Origin of the sequence: Aeromicrobium sp. Leaf350 (assembly GCF_916858655.1) — a bacterium.
Classification (GTDB): Bacteria; Actinomycetota; Actinomycetes; order Propionibacteriales; family Nocardioidaceae; genus Aeromicrobium.
The window spans coordinates 122,976-135,613 of sequence record NZ_CAKASL010000001.1 but is presented as its reverse complement, the minus strand read 5'-3'; the positions used below and the strand labels follow the sequence as shown (position 1 = coordinate 135,613).

Annotated in this window: 12 protein-coding genes; 6 read left to right on the top strand and 6 right to left on the bottom strand. The window is 69.6% G+C overall.

Going from position 1 to position 12,638, the window contains the following annotated elements:
* Positions 1-15 precede the first annotated feature (15 nt).
* The 3 genes from ilvD (at position 16) to LO931_RS00700 (ending at position 3,832) form a co-directional block, all read left to right on the top strand.
* The gene (gene ilvD, locus LO931_RS00710; RefSeq protein ID WP_229051281.1) at positions 16-1,704 is read left to right on the top strand and encodes a dihydroxy-acid dehydratase; all 1,689 of its coding nucleotides are present in this window, start codon (positions 16-18) and stop codon (positions 1,702-1,704) included.
* 130 nt (positions 1,705-1,834) lie between these two features.
* Positions 1,835-2,383 carry a Uma2 family endonuclease gene (locus LO931_RS00705; protein WP_229051280.1) on the top strand — a complete coding sequence of 183 codons (549 nt, stop codon included), beginning with the start codon at positions 1,835-1,837 and terminating at the stop codon, positions 2,381-2,383.
* A gap of 21 nt (positions 2,384-2,404) precedes the next feature.
* Positions 2,405-3,832, top strand: coding sequence for an SDR family oxidoreductase (locus LO931_RS00700; protein WP_229051279.1), 1,428 nt, complete (start codon positions 2,405-2,407; stop codon positions 3,830-3,832).
* Between the two features lie 533 nt (positions 3,833-4,365).
* Here the strand turns inward: LO931_RS00700 and LO931_RS00695 are convergent.
* The 5 genes from LO931_RS00695 to LO931_RS00675 form a co-directional block, all read right to left on the bottom strand.
* Complete coding sequence (locus LO931_RS00695; RefSeq protein ID WP_229051278.1) at positions 4,366-4,668, bottom strand: hypothetical protein; 303 nt, start codon at positions 4,666-4,668, stop codon at positions 4,366-4,368.
* A 269-nt stretch (positions 4,669-4,937) separates the two neighbouring features.
* On the bottom strand, positions 4,938-5,252 hold the full coding sequence (locus LO931_RS00690; protein ID WP_229051277.1) for a hypothetical protein: 315 nt from the start codon (positions 5,250-5,252) through the stop codon (positions 4,938-4,940).
* Positions 5,253-5,367: 115 nt separating this feature from the next.
* On the bottom strand, positions 5,368-5,673 hold the full coding sequence (locus LO931_RS00685; protein WP_229051276.1) for a hypothetical protein: 306 nt from the start codon (positions 5,671-5,673) through the stop codon (positions 5,368-5,370).
* 220 nt (positions 5,674-5,893) lie between these two features.
* On the bottom strand, positions 5,894-6,745 hold the full coding sequence (locus tag LO931_RS00680) for a hypothetical protein (protein WP_229051275.1): 852 nt from the start codon (positions 6,743-6,745) through the stop codon (positions 5,894-5,896).
* Between the two features lie 12 nt (positions 6,746-6,757).
* Positions 6,758-7,066 carry a hypothetical protein gene (locus LO931_RS00675; protein ID WP_229051274.1) on the bottom strand — a complete coding sequence of 103 codons (309 nt, stop codon included), beginning with the start codon at positions 7,064-7,066 and terminating at the stop codon, positions 6,758-6,760.
* A 316-nt stretch (positions 7,067-7,382) separates the two neighbouring features.
* Here LO931_RS00675 and LO931_RS00670 point away from each other — a divergent pair, with 316 nt between their 5' ends.
* From LO931_RS00670 to ilvC, 3 genes are all read left to right on the top strand, one after another.
* Positions 7,383-9,176, top strand: a complete 1,794-nt coding sequence (locus LO931_RS00670; protein ID WP_229051273.1) for an acetolactate synthase large subunit — start codon at positions 7,383-7,385, stop codon at positions 9,174-9,176.
* 76 nt (positions 9,177-9,252) lie between these two features.
* The gene (ilvN, locus tag LO931_RS00665; protein WP_229051272.1) at positions 9,253-9,786 is read left to right on the top strand and encodes an acetolactate synthase small subunit; all 534 of its coding nucleotides are present in this window, start codon (positions 9,253-9,255) and stop codon (positions 9,784-9,786) included.
* 26 nt (positions 9,787-9,812) lie between these two features.
* A complete protein-coding gene (gene ilvC / locus LO931_RS00660; protein WP_229051271.1) occupies positions 9,813-10,838 on the top strand; it encodes a ketol-acid reductoisomerase in 1,026 nt (341 codons plus the stop codon).
* Between the two features lie 338 nt (positions 10,839-11,176).
* On the opposite strand, the gene LO931_RS00655 is transcribed toward ilvC, so the two are convergent.
* The gene (locus tag LO931_RS00655; protein WP_229051270.1) at positions 11,177-12,607 is read right to left on the bottom strand and encodes a PLP-dependent aminotransferase family protein; all 1,431 of its coding nucleotides are present in this window, start codon (positions 12,605-12,607) and stop codon (positions 11,177-11,179) included.
* Between the last annotated feature and the right edge of the window lie 31 nt (positions 12,608-12,638).

Sequence of the window (12,638 nt, the reverse complement as noted above, 5' to 3'; positions counted from 1 at the left end):
TCGTAGTCTGGGCCCATGGCCGACGACCCCACCACGCCCGACATCAAGCCCCGCAGCCGCACCGTCACCGACGGTCTCGAGGCCACGGCATCCCGTGGCATGCTCCGCGCGGTCGGCATGGGCGACGACGACTGGGAGAAGCCCCAGATCGGCGTCGCGTCGAGCTGGAACGAGATCACCCCCTGCAACCTGTCGCTCGACCGCCTGGCCAAGCGCGCCAAGGAGGGGGTGCACGCCGGGGGCGGCTACCCGCTCGAGTTCGGCACGATCTCGGTGTCCGACGGCATCTCGATGGGCCACGAGGGCATGCACTTCTCGCTCGTCAGCCGTGAGGTCATCGCCGACTCGGTCGAGACCGTCATGATGGCCGAGCGCCTCGACGGCTCGGTGCTGCTGGCCGGCTGCGACAAGAGCCTGCCGGGCATGCTGATGGCCGCCGCGCGCCTCGACCTCGCGAGCGTCTTCGTCTACGCGGGCTCGATCATGCCCGGCAACGTCGACGGCAAGGACGTCACGATCATCGACGCCTTCGAGGCCGTCGGCGCGTGCCTGGCCGGCAAGATGTCGCGCGAGCAGGTCGACAAGATCGAGCGCGCGATCTGTCCCGGCGAGGGCGCCTGCGGTGGCATGTACACCGCGAACACGATGGCGTCGGCCGCGGAGGCCCTCGGCATGAGCCTGCCCGGTTCGTCCGCCCCGCCGGCCATCGACAGCCGCCGTGACGAGTACGCGATCAAGTCGGGCGAGGCCGTCGTCGAGATGCTCCGCCGCGGCATCACCGCCCGTCAGATCCTGACGAAGGAGGCGTTCGAGAACGCCATCACGGTCGTCATGGCCCTCGGTGGTTCGACCAACGCCGTCCTGCACCTGCTGGCGATCGCCCGCGAGGCCGAGGTCGACCTGACGCTCGAGGACTTCAGCCGCATCGGCGACAAGGTCCCGCACCTGGGCGACCTCAAGCCGTTCGGTCGCTACGTCATGAACGACGTCGACAAGGTGGGCGGCATCCCCGTCATCATGAAGGCCCTGCTCGACGCCGGCCTGATGCACGGCGACTGCCTGACCGTCACGGGTCGGACCATGGCCGAGAACCTCGCCCACATCGAGCAGCGCATCGACGGCGACGTCATCCGCACGATCGACCGGCCGATCCACAAGACCGGTGGGCTCACGATCCTGCACGGCACCCTTGCGCCCGAGGGTGCGGTCGTCAAGAGCGCCGGCTTCGACTCCGACGTGTTCACCGGCACCGCCCGTGTGTTCGACGGCGAGCGCAAGGCGATGGATGCTCTGGAGGCCGGCACGATCGTCGCCGGCGACGTCGTCGTCATCCGCTACGAGGGCCCCAAGGGCGGCCCCGGCATGCGCGAGATGCTCGCCATCACCGGTGCGATCAAGGGCGCCGGTCTGGGCAAGGACGTGCTGCTGATGACCGACGGACGCTTCTCCGGCGGCACGACCGGCCTGTGTGTCGGCCACGTCGCCCCCGAGGCGGTCGACGGCGGCCCGATCGCCTTCGTGAAGGACGGCGACCAGATCACCCTCGACGTCGCCAACAAGCGCCTCGACGTCGCGGTCGACGCCGACGAGCTCGAGGCCCGCAAGGTGGGCTGGGAGCCGCTTCCGCCGAAGTACACGACCGGCGTGCTCGCCAAGTACCGCAAGCTCGTGAGCTCGGCGGCCCACGGCGCGATCACCGGCTGACGCCCTGGGCCACCTCGGCCTGAACCGTCCGGCGGCCCTCCTGTGGAGGGCCGTTCGACGTCGCGGCCGGCCGGAGCGACCCTGGTCGGGTGGCTGGGAGGCGTGGAACACTTCGAGCAGGAGGTCCACCATGTCGGTCCTGGGTTTCGATTCCTGGCAGCGGTACACCGTCGACGACATGCCCGACTACGAGGGCAAGCTCGAGCTGGTCGACGGACGCCTCGAGGTGAGCCCGCCGGCGCAGTGGCGGCACGGCCGTATCGCCGCGACCCTGACGAAGCTGCTCGATGGTCACCTGGGTGACGAGTACTTTCCTGGTGCTGAGCTGGGTGTCCGGTTCGACACCCGGAACTTCCGGCAGCCGGACGTCCTCGTCACTCGCCGCGACGTCGACCCGGCCGGGAAGTGGCTCGCGCCCACTGACGTGCTGCTCGCCGTCGAGGTGGTGTCGGAGTCCTCGCTCACGGTCGACCGCATCACCAAGCCCGCCCAGTACGCGCGGGCCGGCATCGGTGCCTTCTGGCGGGTCGAGACCGATCCCTCACTGAGCCTGACTGCCTACGTGCTCGACGCAGGCACGGACGTCTACATCGAGCTCGGCACCTGGCAGGCGGGGGAGACCGTCACGGTCGACCGACCGTTCGCGGTGGTGTTCGACCTCGACACGCTCGACGCCTGACGCGCCGCGTAGAATTCGCCGGTGCCCGACTTCTCCGACGACGACCTCGCCACGGCCCTCCGGGTCCTGGCCCAGGCAGGCGCGCTCGACGAGGAGGACCCGGCCTACGTGGCGCTGCGGCGGGCGACGGGTGGGTTCTTCAAGGCGGCCAAGCGCGAGCGGCGCAACGCCAAGCGCGACGCTGTCAACGCCGCCGACCGCAAGGTCATCGAGCTCACCGCGACCGGTTCGGCGAGCCGCATCGACGACGAGACGGCCGGTATCCCGCTGGTCTCCTCTGCGGCCGGAGCCACGGCGGGGGAGCTGCTCGTCCCGCGCGGCTGCTACATGTGCAAGCAGAAGTACACGACGGTCGACGCGTTCTACCACCAGCTCTGTCCCGAGTGCGCGGCCTTCAGCCACGCCAAGCGCGACGCCCGCACCGACCTCACGGGCCGGCGAGCGCTGCTGACCGGCGGCCGCGCCAAGATCGGCATGTACATCGCGCTGCGGCTCCTGCGCGACGGCGCGCACCTGACCATCACGACGCGGTTCCCGCGCGACGCCGTGCGCCGGTTCACCCAGATGCCCGACTCGGGGGAGTGGCTCCACCGCCTGAAGGTCGTGGGCATCGACCTGCGCGACCCGGCGCAGGTCATCGGCCTCGCCGACGACGTCGCTGCGGCGGGCCCGCTCGACATCCTCATCAACAACGCCGCCCAGACCGTCAAGCGGCAGCCGGGTGCGTACTCGGCGATCGCCGACGCCGAGCAGGCGCCGCTGCCGGCCGGATCGCCCGTCGAGCTCGTGACGTTCGGGCACACGAGCGACGCCCACCCGGCCTCGCTGGTCGGTTCGGTCTCGGCGCACCCGGTCCTCGCCAGTGATGCCTCGACGGCCGACGCGCTCACGGCGATCGCGCTCACGGCGGGTTCCGCCGACGTCGACCGCATCGACGCCGGCGGCCTCCTGCCCGACGTCGTCGACACCAACAGCTGGGTGCAGACGGTCAGCGAGGTCGACGCGCTCGAGCTCCTGGAGGTGCAGCTGTGCAACAGCGTCGCGCCGTTCATCCTCGTCAGCCGGCTGCGTCCCGCGATGGCCGCCTCGCCCGCCCGCCGCAAGTACGTCGTCAACGTCTCGGCGATGGAGGGCCAGTTCGGTCGGCGCTACAAGGGGGCCGGACACCCGCACACCAACATGGCGAAGGCCGCCCTCAACATGCTGACCCGCACGAGTGCCGAGGAGATGCTCGAGTCCGACGGCATCCTCATGACCGCGGTCGACACCGGCTGGATCACCGACGAGCGGCCCTACACGACCAAGGTGCGTCTGGCGTCCGAGGGCTTCAAGGCGCCGCTCGACCTGGTCGACGGGGCGGCCCGCGTCTACGACCCGGTCGTGCGCGGCGAGGCCGGCGAGGACCTGTTCGGCGTGTTCCTCAAGGACTACGCCCCCTCGCCCTGGTGACGGTCGCGTCGCCGTGATCGTGACCGTGAGCAACTAGCGAGATCTACGGAGCGTTCCAGAGCACGATCGCGTACTTTCCGTTTGAACCAAGGATGCACGACGATCTCACGTTGTAGTCCTTCGCATAGGTCGCCTGAAACACGCGGCACTGGAAGTAGGACAGGTTGTACGTGAGGGCACTCGCCGTTCCGGGAGTGGCGGCTATCAACGAGACGGCTGCGACAGCGGCGATGGGGAGAGCGCGGAATCGAATCATGGGAGTGCCCAACTGTTGAGGAGTGGAGACGCAAGACTCGACGACAGTGCACGACTCCGCAAGGACCCAGGAGCGCCGATCAATCTGCTCATCGACGCTGCGCGAGGGTGCGAGCCTGGTCCGAAATTCGTCGACCAGGGCAACCATGACGGGTGATGCAGGTATCGACGAGATTGGGCGTGGTACTCGCCCATGACATCGAGATCTACGATCAATCAATCGCGCACGAACGGCCCGAGAGAACCTCTCCCGGGCCGTTCGTGGTGAAGTTGTGAGTTCAGGCGCCGAGGCAGGCGGCGAAGTCCTCGCCGAGGGACTCGAACTCCTTCGCGTCGTCCTCGGGGAGGGCGGCGACGCCGGTGACATCGATGTCGCCGTCGACGATCTTGTTGAGCGTGTCATCGGAGATGTCCGACCCGTGGAGCAGGTCGGCCAAGCAGTCAGCCTGCTCGTCGGTGGCGGCGTCGCCGGCAGCGTCGGAGATCGAGGCGCTGATGTCGTCGACCGACGGCCGGCCTGCACCACAGGCGGAGGTAATGACGATGAGCGAGACGGCCGCGACCGTCATGAGCTTCTTCATGTGAGGACTCCCGGTGTTGAGGCGCGGCCCCTGCCGCGCCTTTCTGCACCATTCAATCGTCTGCCTGTGTGGGGGCTGTCAGCAGGGGTCGGGGCGCGGAGACCGCGAACGTCCAAAGAGAGGCCCTGTTGGGCCGTTCTGTCGTTGCAGAAATCAGTTGTCATGATCCTTTGCCTGTAGCAATTCTGTGGGCCAGGTGTGCGGACCCGGGTGCGGAGACGCCGAATGGCCCGGGAGAAGACCTCCGGGCCGTTCTTGTCTTGCCGTGTTCAGCCGCCGAGACAAGCGGCGACATCGTCGGTGATGGCCTCCCAAGCGGCGACGTCGTCCTCAGGTAGGCGAACCGTAGGTCCTGTGAGCTTGATATCGCCCTCGGCGACTCTGTTCACCGTGCCGTCGGACATGTCAGAGGAATGGACTACGTCGGCCATGCAGCTGGCAGGGCCTTGCTCGATCGGAGCTGCGTTGACGGACTGTGACTCGAACTGCTTGGCCAGGTCGGCCGAGGTCGGCCGATCGCTGCCACCGCACGCCGAGGCGAGGGCGATGAGCGACACGGCTGTGGCCGTCGTGACCTTGTTCATCTGACGAATCCCCGCAGAATTTCGACGCGATTCCCTCTCGCGTCCGGATGTGTAATCCAATACTTGGACATCTGCCGTGGGGTCCTCCCGGGCGTACCCGGGAGGACCCGCGCGATCACTCCGAGATGCAGGTGGCGAGGTCCTCGGTGATCGCGTCGAGGGCGTCGGCGTCGTCCTGCGGGACGGAGGCCACACCGGTCACGTCGACGTCGCCGTCGACGATCTTGTTGAGGGTGTCGTCGGAGATGTCCGAGGCCTCGACCTTCTCGGCGATGCAGTCGGCGGCCTCCTCGGTGATGCCGAGCGAGTCGCCCTGCTCCTGGATGGCGGAGCTGAGGTCGTCCACCGAGGGGCGACCGGCGCCACACGCGGACGTGAAGGCGATGAGCGAGATGGCGGCAACGGCCATGAGCTTCTTCATGCAGAACTCCCGGGTATCTGGTCGCGACCATCTGCCGCGTCGCACACATTCAAGCGGAGTCCGTGCGGCTCCGCGATAGGGAGGGGTCCCCATCCGTCGACGTGCCACCTCGTGGACCGGGCCGTGCGCGGCCCGGGAGATGTCTCTCAGACCTCGGGGTGCCCCTCGGGCACGCCGTCGGCTCCACCCCACGCGGCGGGGAGGCCGATGAGCGGCATGTTCACGCCGTCAGGCAGGCGGCCAGCTCGTCCTCGAGCGACTCGAACTGGAGGGCGTCGGCCTCCGGCACCCCTGACGAACCGTCCACGGCAACGCTGCCGTCGGCGATGCGCTGGAGGGTGTCGTCGGAGATGCCGGACGCGTGGACGACCTGGGCGAAGCAGTACGCCTGGCTCTCGGTCAAGAGGTCGGGTCCGGCGGCCTCGGCAACGGATCTCGCGATCTCGTCGATCGACGGCCGGTCGACGCCCGCGGGGCCGGGCACGCACTCGAGCACGTCGCCCGTGACGGCCTCCCAGGCCGGACGATCGTCGCCGCGGAGGTCGTCGCCGAACGTCGCCAGCCCGGCCTCGCCGCCGGTAAGTCCGCGAAGGGCGTCGTCCGAGAGGTCCGAGGCATACATGATTTCGGCGATGCAGGCCCCGACGACGGCGTCGATCGGCATCGATTCGGACGCCTGTGCCACGAGCTGTTCCGCGAGGTCCTCCCGCGAGGGCCGGCCGGCCGACAACGGGAGGCAGGCGTCGAGGTCGTCAGCGACGTCGGACAAGGCCTCCTCGTCGGCCGCCTCGGCGCCGAGGTCCGTCTCGACCATGACCTGGGCGGCATCGGGTCCGGTCTCGCCCGCGTTCCGGAGCTCCTCGACGACGAGCAGGACGGCAGCGTCCGACAGCTCGGAACGGTCCACGACCTGGGCCAGGCAGTCGGCGGCGTCTCGCGCCTCGGTCCCGTCCAGGGCCGCGAGCGTGGGGAGGGCAGCCTCCGCGACGTCGTCCGGGGTCGGGCGGTCGGACCCACAGGCGGTCAGGAAGAGGAGGACCGTGACGATCGTGAGCGCAGTGCGAGGGTGCACGGCGTATCCCCCTCAGCCCGTGCAGGTCTGGAGGACCTGGACCTGCAGCGTGGCGAGCATCGAGCGGTCCTCGGCCGAGAGGTCCGCCTCCGCCTCCTGGTCGGCCTCGGCGACGACGGTCAGGACCTCGTCGGAGAGGTCGGAGTCGAGCAGCAGCTCGGCGGCGCACTCGGCCTGCTGCTCCGCGACCGGGAAGATCGACGCGTTCGAGGTCAGCCCGGTCTCGAGGTCGGCGACGGCGGGGCGTCCGCCGGAGCAGGCCGACAACAGGGCGAGACCCGCGACGGCCAGACCGGCCGTGCGGAGGAGGGGCGAGGTCATGCGGGCTCCCGGATCGTTCGGGTCGGCCTGGGTGGCGGACCGGCCCATCGTAGGACCGAGCAGGGCCGCCGCGGGGGAGATCGCCGGAGGCCTCGTCCACATCGTGGTACCCGTTGTCTCGCAACTTGACCACGTAGGAGCAGGGGGACACACTGGTCGCGTGCACGCGCTCCTTCTCGTATCCGTATGACGTGACCGCCCACCCCGGGCTCACGTCTCCCTCGTCTGCCTTCGGGCCGAGGGCCTTTTTTATGTCACGGGCCATACGAAGACGACGAGCCGACACCACACTCCCAGCACCACCGAAGGACACAGCATGACGGGCCAGACGACTTCCTCGTCGATCGAGGCGAGCACCACCCTGACGGGCGCCCAGAGCCTCGTCCGCGCACTGGAGCACGCCGAGGTCGAGGTCATCTTCGGCATCCCCGGCGGCGCCATCCTGCCGGCGTACGACCCGCTCTTCGACTCCAGCATCCGCCACATCCTGGTGCGCCACGAGCAGGGCGCGGGCCACGCGGCCCAGGGCTACGCGATGACCACCGGACGCGTGGGCGTCTGCATGGCCACCTCCGGGCCGGGCGCCACGAACCTGGTCACGGCCATCGCCGACGCCTACATGGACTCCGTCCCGATCGTCGCGATCACGGGTCAGGTCTCGTCGGCGCTGATCGGCACGGACGGCTTCCAGGAGGCCGACATCCGCGGCATCACGATGCCGATCACCAAGCACAGCTACCTCGTGACCGATCCCGCGCAGATCCCGCGCGTCATCGCCGAGGCCTTCCACATCGCGGGCACCGGCCGGCCCGGCCCCGTCCTGGTCGACATCGCCAAGGACGCCCTGCAGGCGATGACGACGTTCGAGTGGCCCAACGACCTCGCGCTGCCGGGCTACCGCCCCACGACGCACCCGCACGGCAAGCAGGTCCGCGAGGCCGCTCGCCTGATCGTCGAGTCCAAGCGCCCCGTCCTCTACGTGGGCGGCGGCGTCATCAAGGCGAACGCCTCGGCCGAGCTGCTGCGTCTGGCCGAGGCCTACCAGGTCCCCGTCGTCACGACGCTGATGGCCCTGGGAGCGTTCCCCGACTCCCACGAGCTGCACCTGGGGATGCCGGGCATGCACGGCAGCGTCGCTGCCGTGGCCGCGCTGCAGAAGTCGGACCTGCTGATCAACCTCGGCGCCCGCTTCGACGACCGGGTCACGGGCAACCTCGACACGTTCGCGCCCCTCGCCAAGGTGATCCACGCCGACATCGACCCGGCCGAGATCTCCAAGAACCGGCACGCCGACGTCCCGATCGTGGGCGACTGCCAGGAGGTCATCGCCGACCTCCAGACCGTGCTCGACGCCCTGGCCGAGGACGGCGAGAAGGGTGACTTCACCGCCTGGCGCCAGCAGATGCTCTCGCTGAAGGCGAAGTACCCGGTCGCCTATGAGCCCCCCGCCGAGGGCCTGGCCCCGCAGACCGTGATCGAGCGCCTCAGCGCCATCGCGGGCCCCGAGGCCGTGTACGTCGCGGGTGTCGGCCAGCACCAGATGTGGTCGGCGAGCTTCGTCGACTTCGAGCGTCCGCGCCAGTGGCTCAACTCCGGCGGCGCCGGCACGATGGGCTACGCGGTCCCGGCCGCGATGGGCGCCCAGGTGGGCTCGCCCGAGCGCGTCGTGTGGGCCATCGATGGTGACGGCTGCTTCCAGATGACCAACCAGGAGCTCGCGACCTGCGCGCTGGAGGGCATCCCGGTGAAGGTCGCGGTCATCAACAACTCCTCGCTCGGCATGGTGCGCCAGTGGCAGACCCTGTTCTACGAGGGCCGCTACTCCAACACCGACCTGAACACGGGTCCGGAGAGCATCGGCGCCCGCCGCATCCCCGACTTCGTGAAGCTCGCGGACGCCTACGGCTGCGTCGGTCTGCGCTGCGACTCGCTCGACGACCTCGACGCCACGATCGAGAAGGCCATGGCCATCACCGACCGACCCGTCGTGATCGACTTCGTGGTCGAGCGCGACGCGATGGTCTGGCCCATGGTGGCCGCCGGCACGAGCAACGACGACATCAAGATCGCGCGGGACCTCGCGCCCGAGTGGGAAGGCGATGACCTGTGAGCGAGCGCCAGCGAGTGAACCGTCCAGGTGTCATGACGGCGCCTTCGTACGCTGCTCCTTGCACGGAGGTGTCGTCATGACGACGCAGCACACGCTCTCTGTCCTGGTGGAGAACACGCCGGGCGTGCTCGCGCGCGTCTCGAGCCTGTTCATGCGCCGCGGCTTCAACATCGAGTCGCTGGCCGTCGGCCCGACCGAGATCCCCGAGATCAGCCGCATGACGATCGTCGTGAACGTCGACGAGCTGCCGCTCGAGCAGGTCACCAAGCAGCTCAACAAGCTCGTGAACGTGCTCAAGATCGTCGAGCTCGACTCCGACGCGGCCGTCGAGCGCGAGCTCATGCTGATCAAGGTCAAGACCGATGCCGCGACCCGCGGACAGGTGCTCGAGACCGTGCAGCTGTTCCGCGCGAAGGTCGTCGACGTCGCCACCGACGCGGTCACGATCGAGGCCACCGGCGACTCCGGCAAGCTCAACGCGATGCTCAAGGTCCTCGAGCCGTTCGGCATCCGCGAGATCGCCCAGTCCGGTCGCGTCGCGATCGGCCGCGGCGCCCGTTCCATCACCGACCGCAGCCTGCGTGCCGTTCCCGGCACCCAGGCCGGCTGAACCACCCCACCCAAGGAGAGATTCTCGTGCCCGAGTTGTTCTACGACGACAACGCAGACCTGTCGATCATCCAGGGCCGCAACGTCGCGGTCATCGGATACGGCAGCCAGGGACACGCCCACGCGCTCAACCTGCGCGACTCAGGCGTCGACGTCCGCATCGGCCTGAAGGAGGGCTCGAAGAGCCGCGCCAAGGCCGAGGCCGAGGGCCTTCGCGTCCTCCCGGTCGCCGAGGCGGTCGAGGAGGCCGACGTCATCGTGATCCTGACGCCGGACCAGGTCCAGCGCACGGTCTACGCCGAGGACATCGCTCCCCACCTCGTCGCGGGCGACGCCCTGGTCTTCGGCCATGGCTTCAACATCCGCTTCGGCTACATCCAGGCGCCCGAGGGCGTCGACGTCGTGCTCGTCGCCCCGAAGGCCCCGGGCCACACGGTGCGCCGCGAGTTCGTCGCCGGCCGCGGCATCCCCGACATCATCGGTGTCGAGCAGGACGCCACCGGCAAGGCGTGGGACCTCGCGCTGTCGTACGCGAAGGCGATCGGCGGCACGCGCGCCGGCGTCATCAAGACGACCTTCACCGAGGAGACCGAGACGGACCTCTTCGGCGAGCAGGCCGTGCTGTGCGGCGGCGTCTCGCACCTCGTGCAGGCGGGCTTCGAGACCCTGACCGAGGCCGGCTACCAGCCGGAGATCGCCTACTTCGAGGTGCTGCACGAGCTCAAGCTCATCGTCGACCTCATGTGGGAGGGCGGCATCGCGAAGCAGCGCTGGAGCATCTCCGACACCGCGGAGTACGGCGACTACGTCTCCGGCCCGCGCATCATCGACGCCTCGGTCAAGCAGCGCATGCAGGAGGTCCTCGCGGACATCCAGTCCGGTGCCTTCGCCGAGCGCTTCATCGCCGACCAGGACAACGGCGCGACCGAGTTCCTCGAGCTCCGCGAGAAGGAGGCCGGCCACGCCATCGAGGCGACCGGCAAGAACCTCCGCTCGCACTTCGCGTGGAAGCAGACCGACACCGACTACGTCGAGGGCTCTGCCGCTCGCTGATCGTCACCAGACTGCTTCGCTGGGGGCGAGATTCCGAGAGGAGTCTCGCCCACAGCGGCGTATCTGCACGTGTCCGATCCAGGTGGTGCGGGACAAGCGGCAAGGACAACGGCGGGCGGGGAGCGTGGCCTCCTCACGCTGCCGACGACGGAGCTCGAGGGATTGTGGTCGCCCTGGCGACCGTTATCCCTCGACCTTCGTCGCGAAGGACCAGTGTTGATGCCTTTCGGCACCCCGAGCCGCCTCAACGCATCATCGCGAGTCCCGGCCCCGCCGTGTGGTCCAGGCCCGCGTGTCCGACCCACCCGCCGCGGTCAGATCGTGGCGCCCGCCGCCCCCTACGCGATCAGGTCGAGCGGCGACTGCCGCGTGATGTCGGCGGCGCGGCCGCCCTGCACGTCGTCGAGCGCGAGCCGCAGCCGCGAGACCGCCTCGGTGAGCCGCTCGGGGGAGTGCACGTACGGCAGGCGCAGGTGGCGCTCGCCGGCCGTGCCGCCCTGGGAGAAGAACCGCGGGCCAGGCGTCAGCAGCAGGCCGCGCTTCTCGGCGGCGGAGCACAGGCGCGTGGACATGCGGCCCGGCAGCGTCACCCAGAGGTTGAGCCCGCCGGGTGGGCAGGGCGCCTCGATCTCGGGGGTCTGGGCCGCGAGCTCGCCCAGCAGGTGGTCGCGTCCGGTGCGCAGGGCAGCGCGACCCGCGGCCGCGGTCTGACCACCGTCGGTCAGCAGCTCGGCGAAGACCATCTGGTCGAACGCCGACGAGCTCAGGTCGTCGATCATGCGTGCCTGCACGAGGCCCATCACGAGATGACGCGGCGCCCGGAGCCAGCCGACCCGCAACCCGCCCCAAAACGGCTTCGACGACGACCCGATGAGCACGGCGGAGGGGTCGAACGAGGCCAGGCTGGGCGGCAGCTCGATGCCGTCGAGGTTGACCTCGCGCATCGACTCGTCCACGATCGCCGTCACCCCGTGCCGGTGCAGCCCGTGCGCCCAAGCCCCCCGCTCGTCGGCGCTCATGACGGCACCGGTGGGGTTGTGAAAGTCGGGGATCAGGTAGGCCAGGCGATGACGTCCGGCGGACAGGGCGGTGGTGAGCGCGTCGGGGTCCCACGGCGACCCGCCGACCGGCAGTGGCACCAGACGTCCACCGGCGGCCACGAACGCGTCGTGCGCGTGCGGATAGCTGCTGCCCTCGACGAGCACCCGGTCGCCGGGGGAGAGCAGCGTGCGCGCGAGCAGCGAGATCGCGCCCATCGCGCCGCTCGTGACGATGATCTGCTGGGGATCGGTGGGCAGTCCGCGCTCGGTGTAGTACGCGGCGAGCAGCTCGCGCAGGACGGGGAGGCCGTCGGGCAGGTAGCCGCTCGTGGCGAGCAGGCCGGGAAGCTTCTCGACCGCCCGCTCGAAGGCCCGCGTCATCCCCGGTGGGCCGACCGGGGCGGAGTACGTGAAGGCCAGGGTGTCGCCGTCGCCGTGCATCCCGATCAGGGTGCTGGCGGCCGACGCCTGCAGCGGGAGCGCGATCGTGCTGCCGGATCCGCGGCGTGACTCGATCAGGCCGGCGTCGCGCAGCTCGGCGTACACGCGGGAGGTCGTGGTGCGGCTGACCCCGAGGGCCGCGGCGAGCTCGCGCTCGCTCGGCAGCCGGACGCCGTCGGCCAGCCTGCCGTCCATGGCGGCGATGCGGATGCGCTCGGTGATCTCGACGTAGGCGGGGCCGTCGTCGTCGAGGTCGCCGATGACCGCCGCGAGACGACGGGCGGACATGAGGGGGATCATGAGTCCACCTTCTCCTGAT

What these genes read in the sequence shown, in the direction of transcription:
- ilvD (WP_229051281.1), top strand. Translation starts at nt 16, where the DNA reads ATGGCCGACGACCCCACCACGCCCGACATCAAGCCCCGCAGCCGCACC.
- LO931_RS00705 (WP_229051280.1), top strand. Translation starts at nt 1,835, where the DNA reads ATGTCGGTCCTGGGTTTCGATTCCTGGCAGCGGTACACCGTCGACGAC.
- LO931_RS00695 (WP_229051278.1), bottom strand. Translation starts at nt 4,668, where the DNA reads ATGAAGAAGCTCATGACGGTCGCGGCCGTCTCGCTCATCGTCATTACC.
- LO931_RS00690 (WP_229051277.1), bottom strand. Translation starts at nt 5,252, where the DNA reads ATGAACAAGGTCACGACGGCCACAGCCGTGTCGCTCATCGCCCTCGCC.
- LO931_RS00685 (WP_229051276.1), bottom strand. Translation starts at nt 5,673, where the DNA reads ATGAAGAAGCTCATGGCCGTTGCCGCCATCTCGCTCATCGCCTTCACG.
- LO931_RS00675 (WP_229051274.1), bottom strand. Translation starts at nt 7,066, where the DNA reads ATGACCTCGCCCCTCCTCCGCACGGCCGGTCTGGCCGTCGCGGGTCTC.
- LO931_RS00670 (WP_229051273.1), top strand. Translation starts at nt 7,383, where the DNA reads ATGACGGGCCAGACGACTTCCTCGTCGATCGAGGCGAGCACCACCCTG.
- ilvN (WP_229051272.1), top strand. Translation starts at nt 9,253, where the DNA reads ATGACGACGCAGCACACGCTCTCTGTCCTGGTGGAGAACACGCCGGGC.
- LO931_RS00655 (WP_229051270.1), bottom strand. Translation starts at nt 12,607, where the DNA reads ATGTCCGCCCGTCGTCTCGCGGCGGTCATCGGCGACCTCGACGACGAC.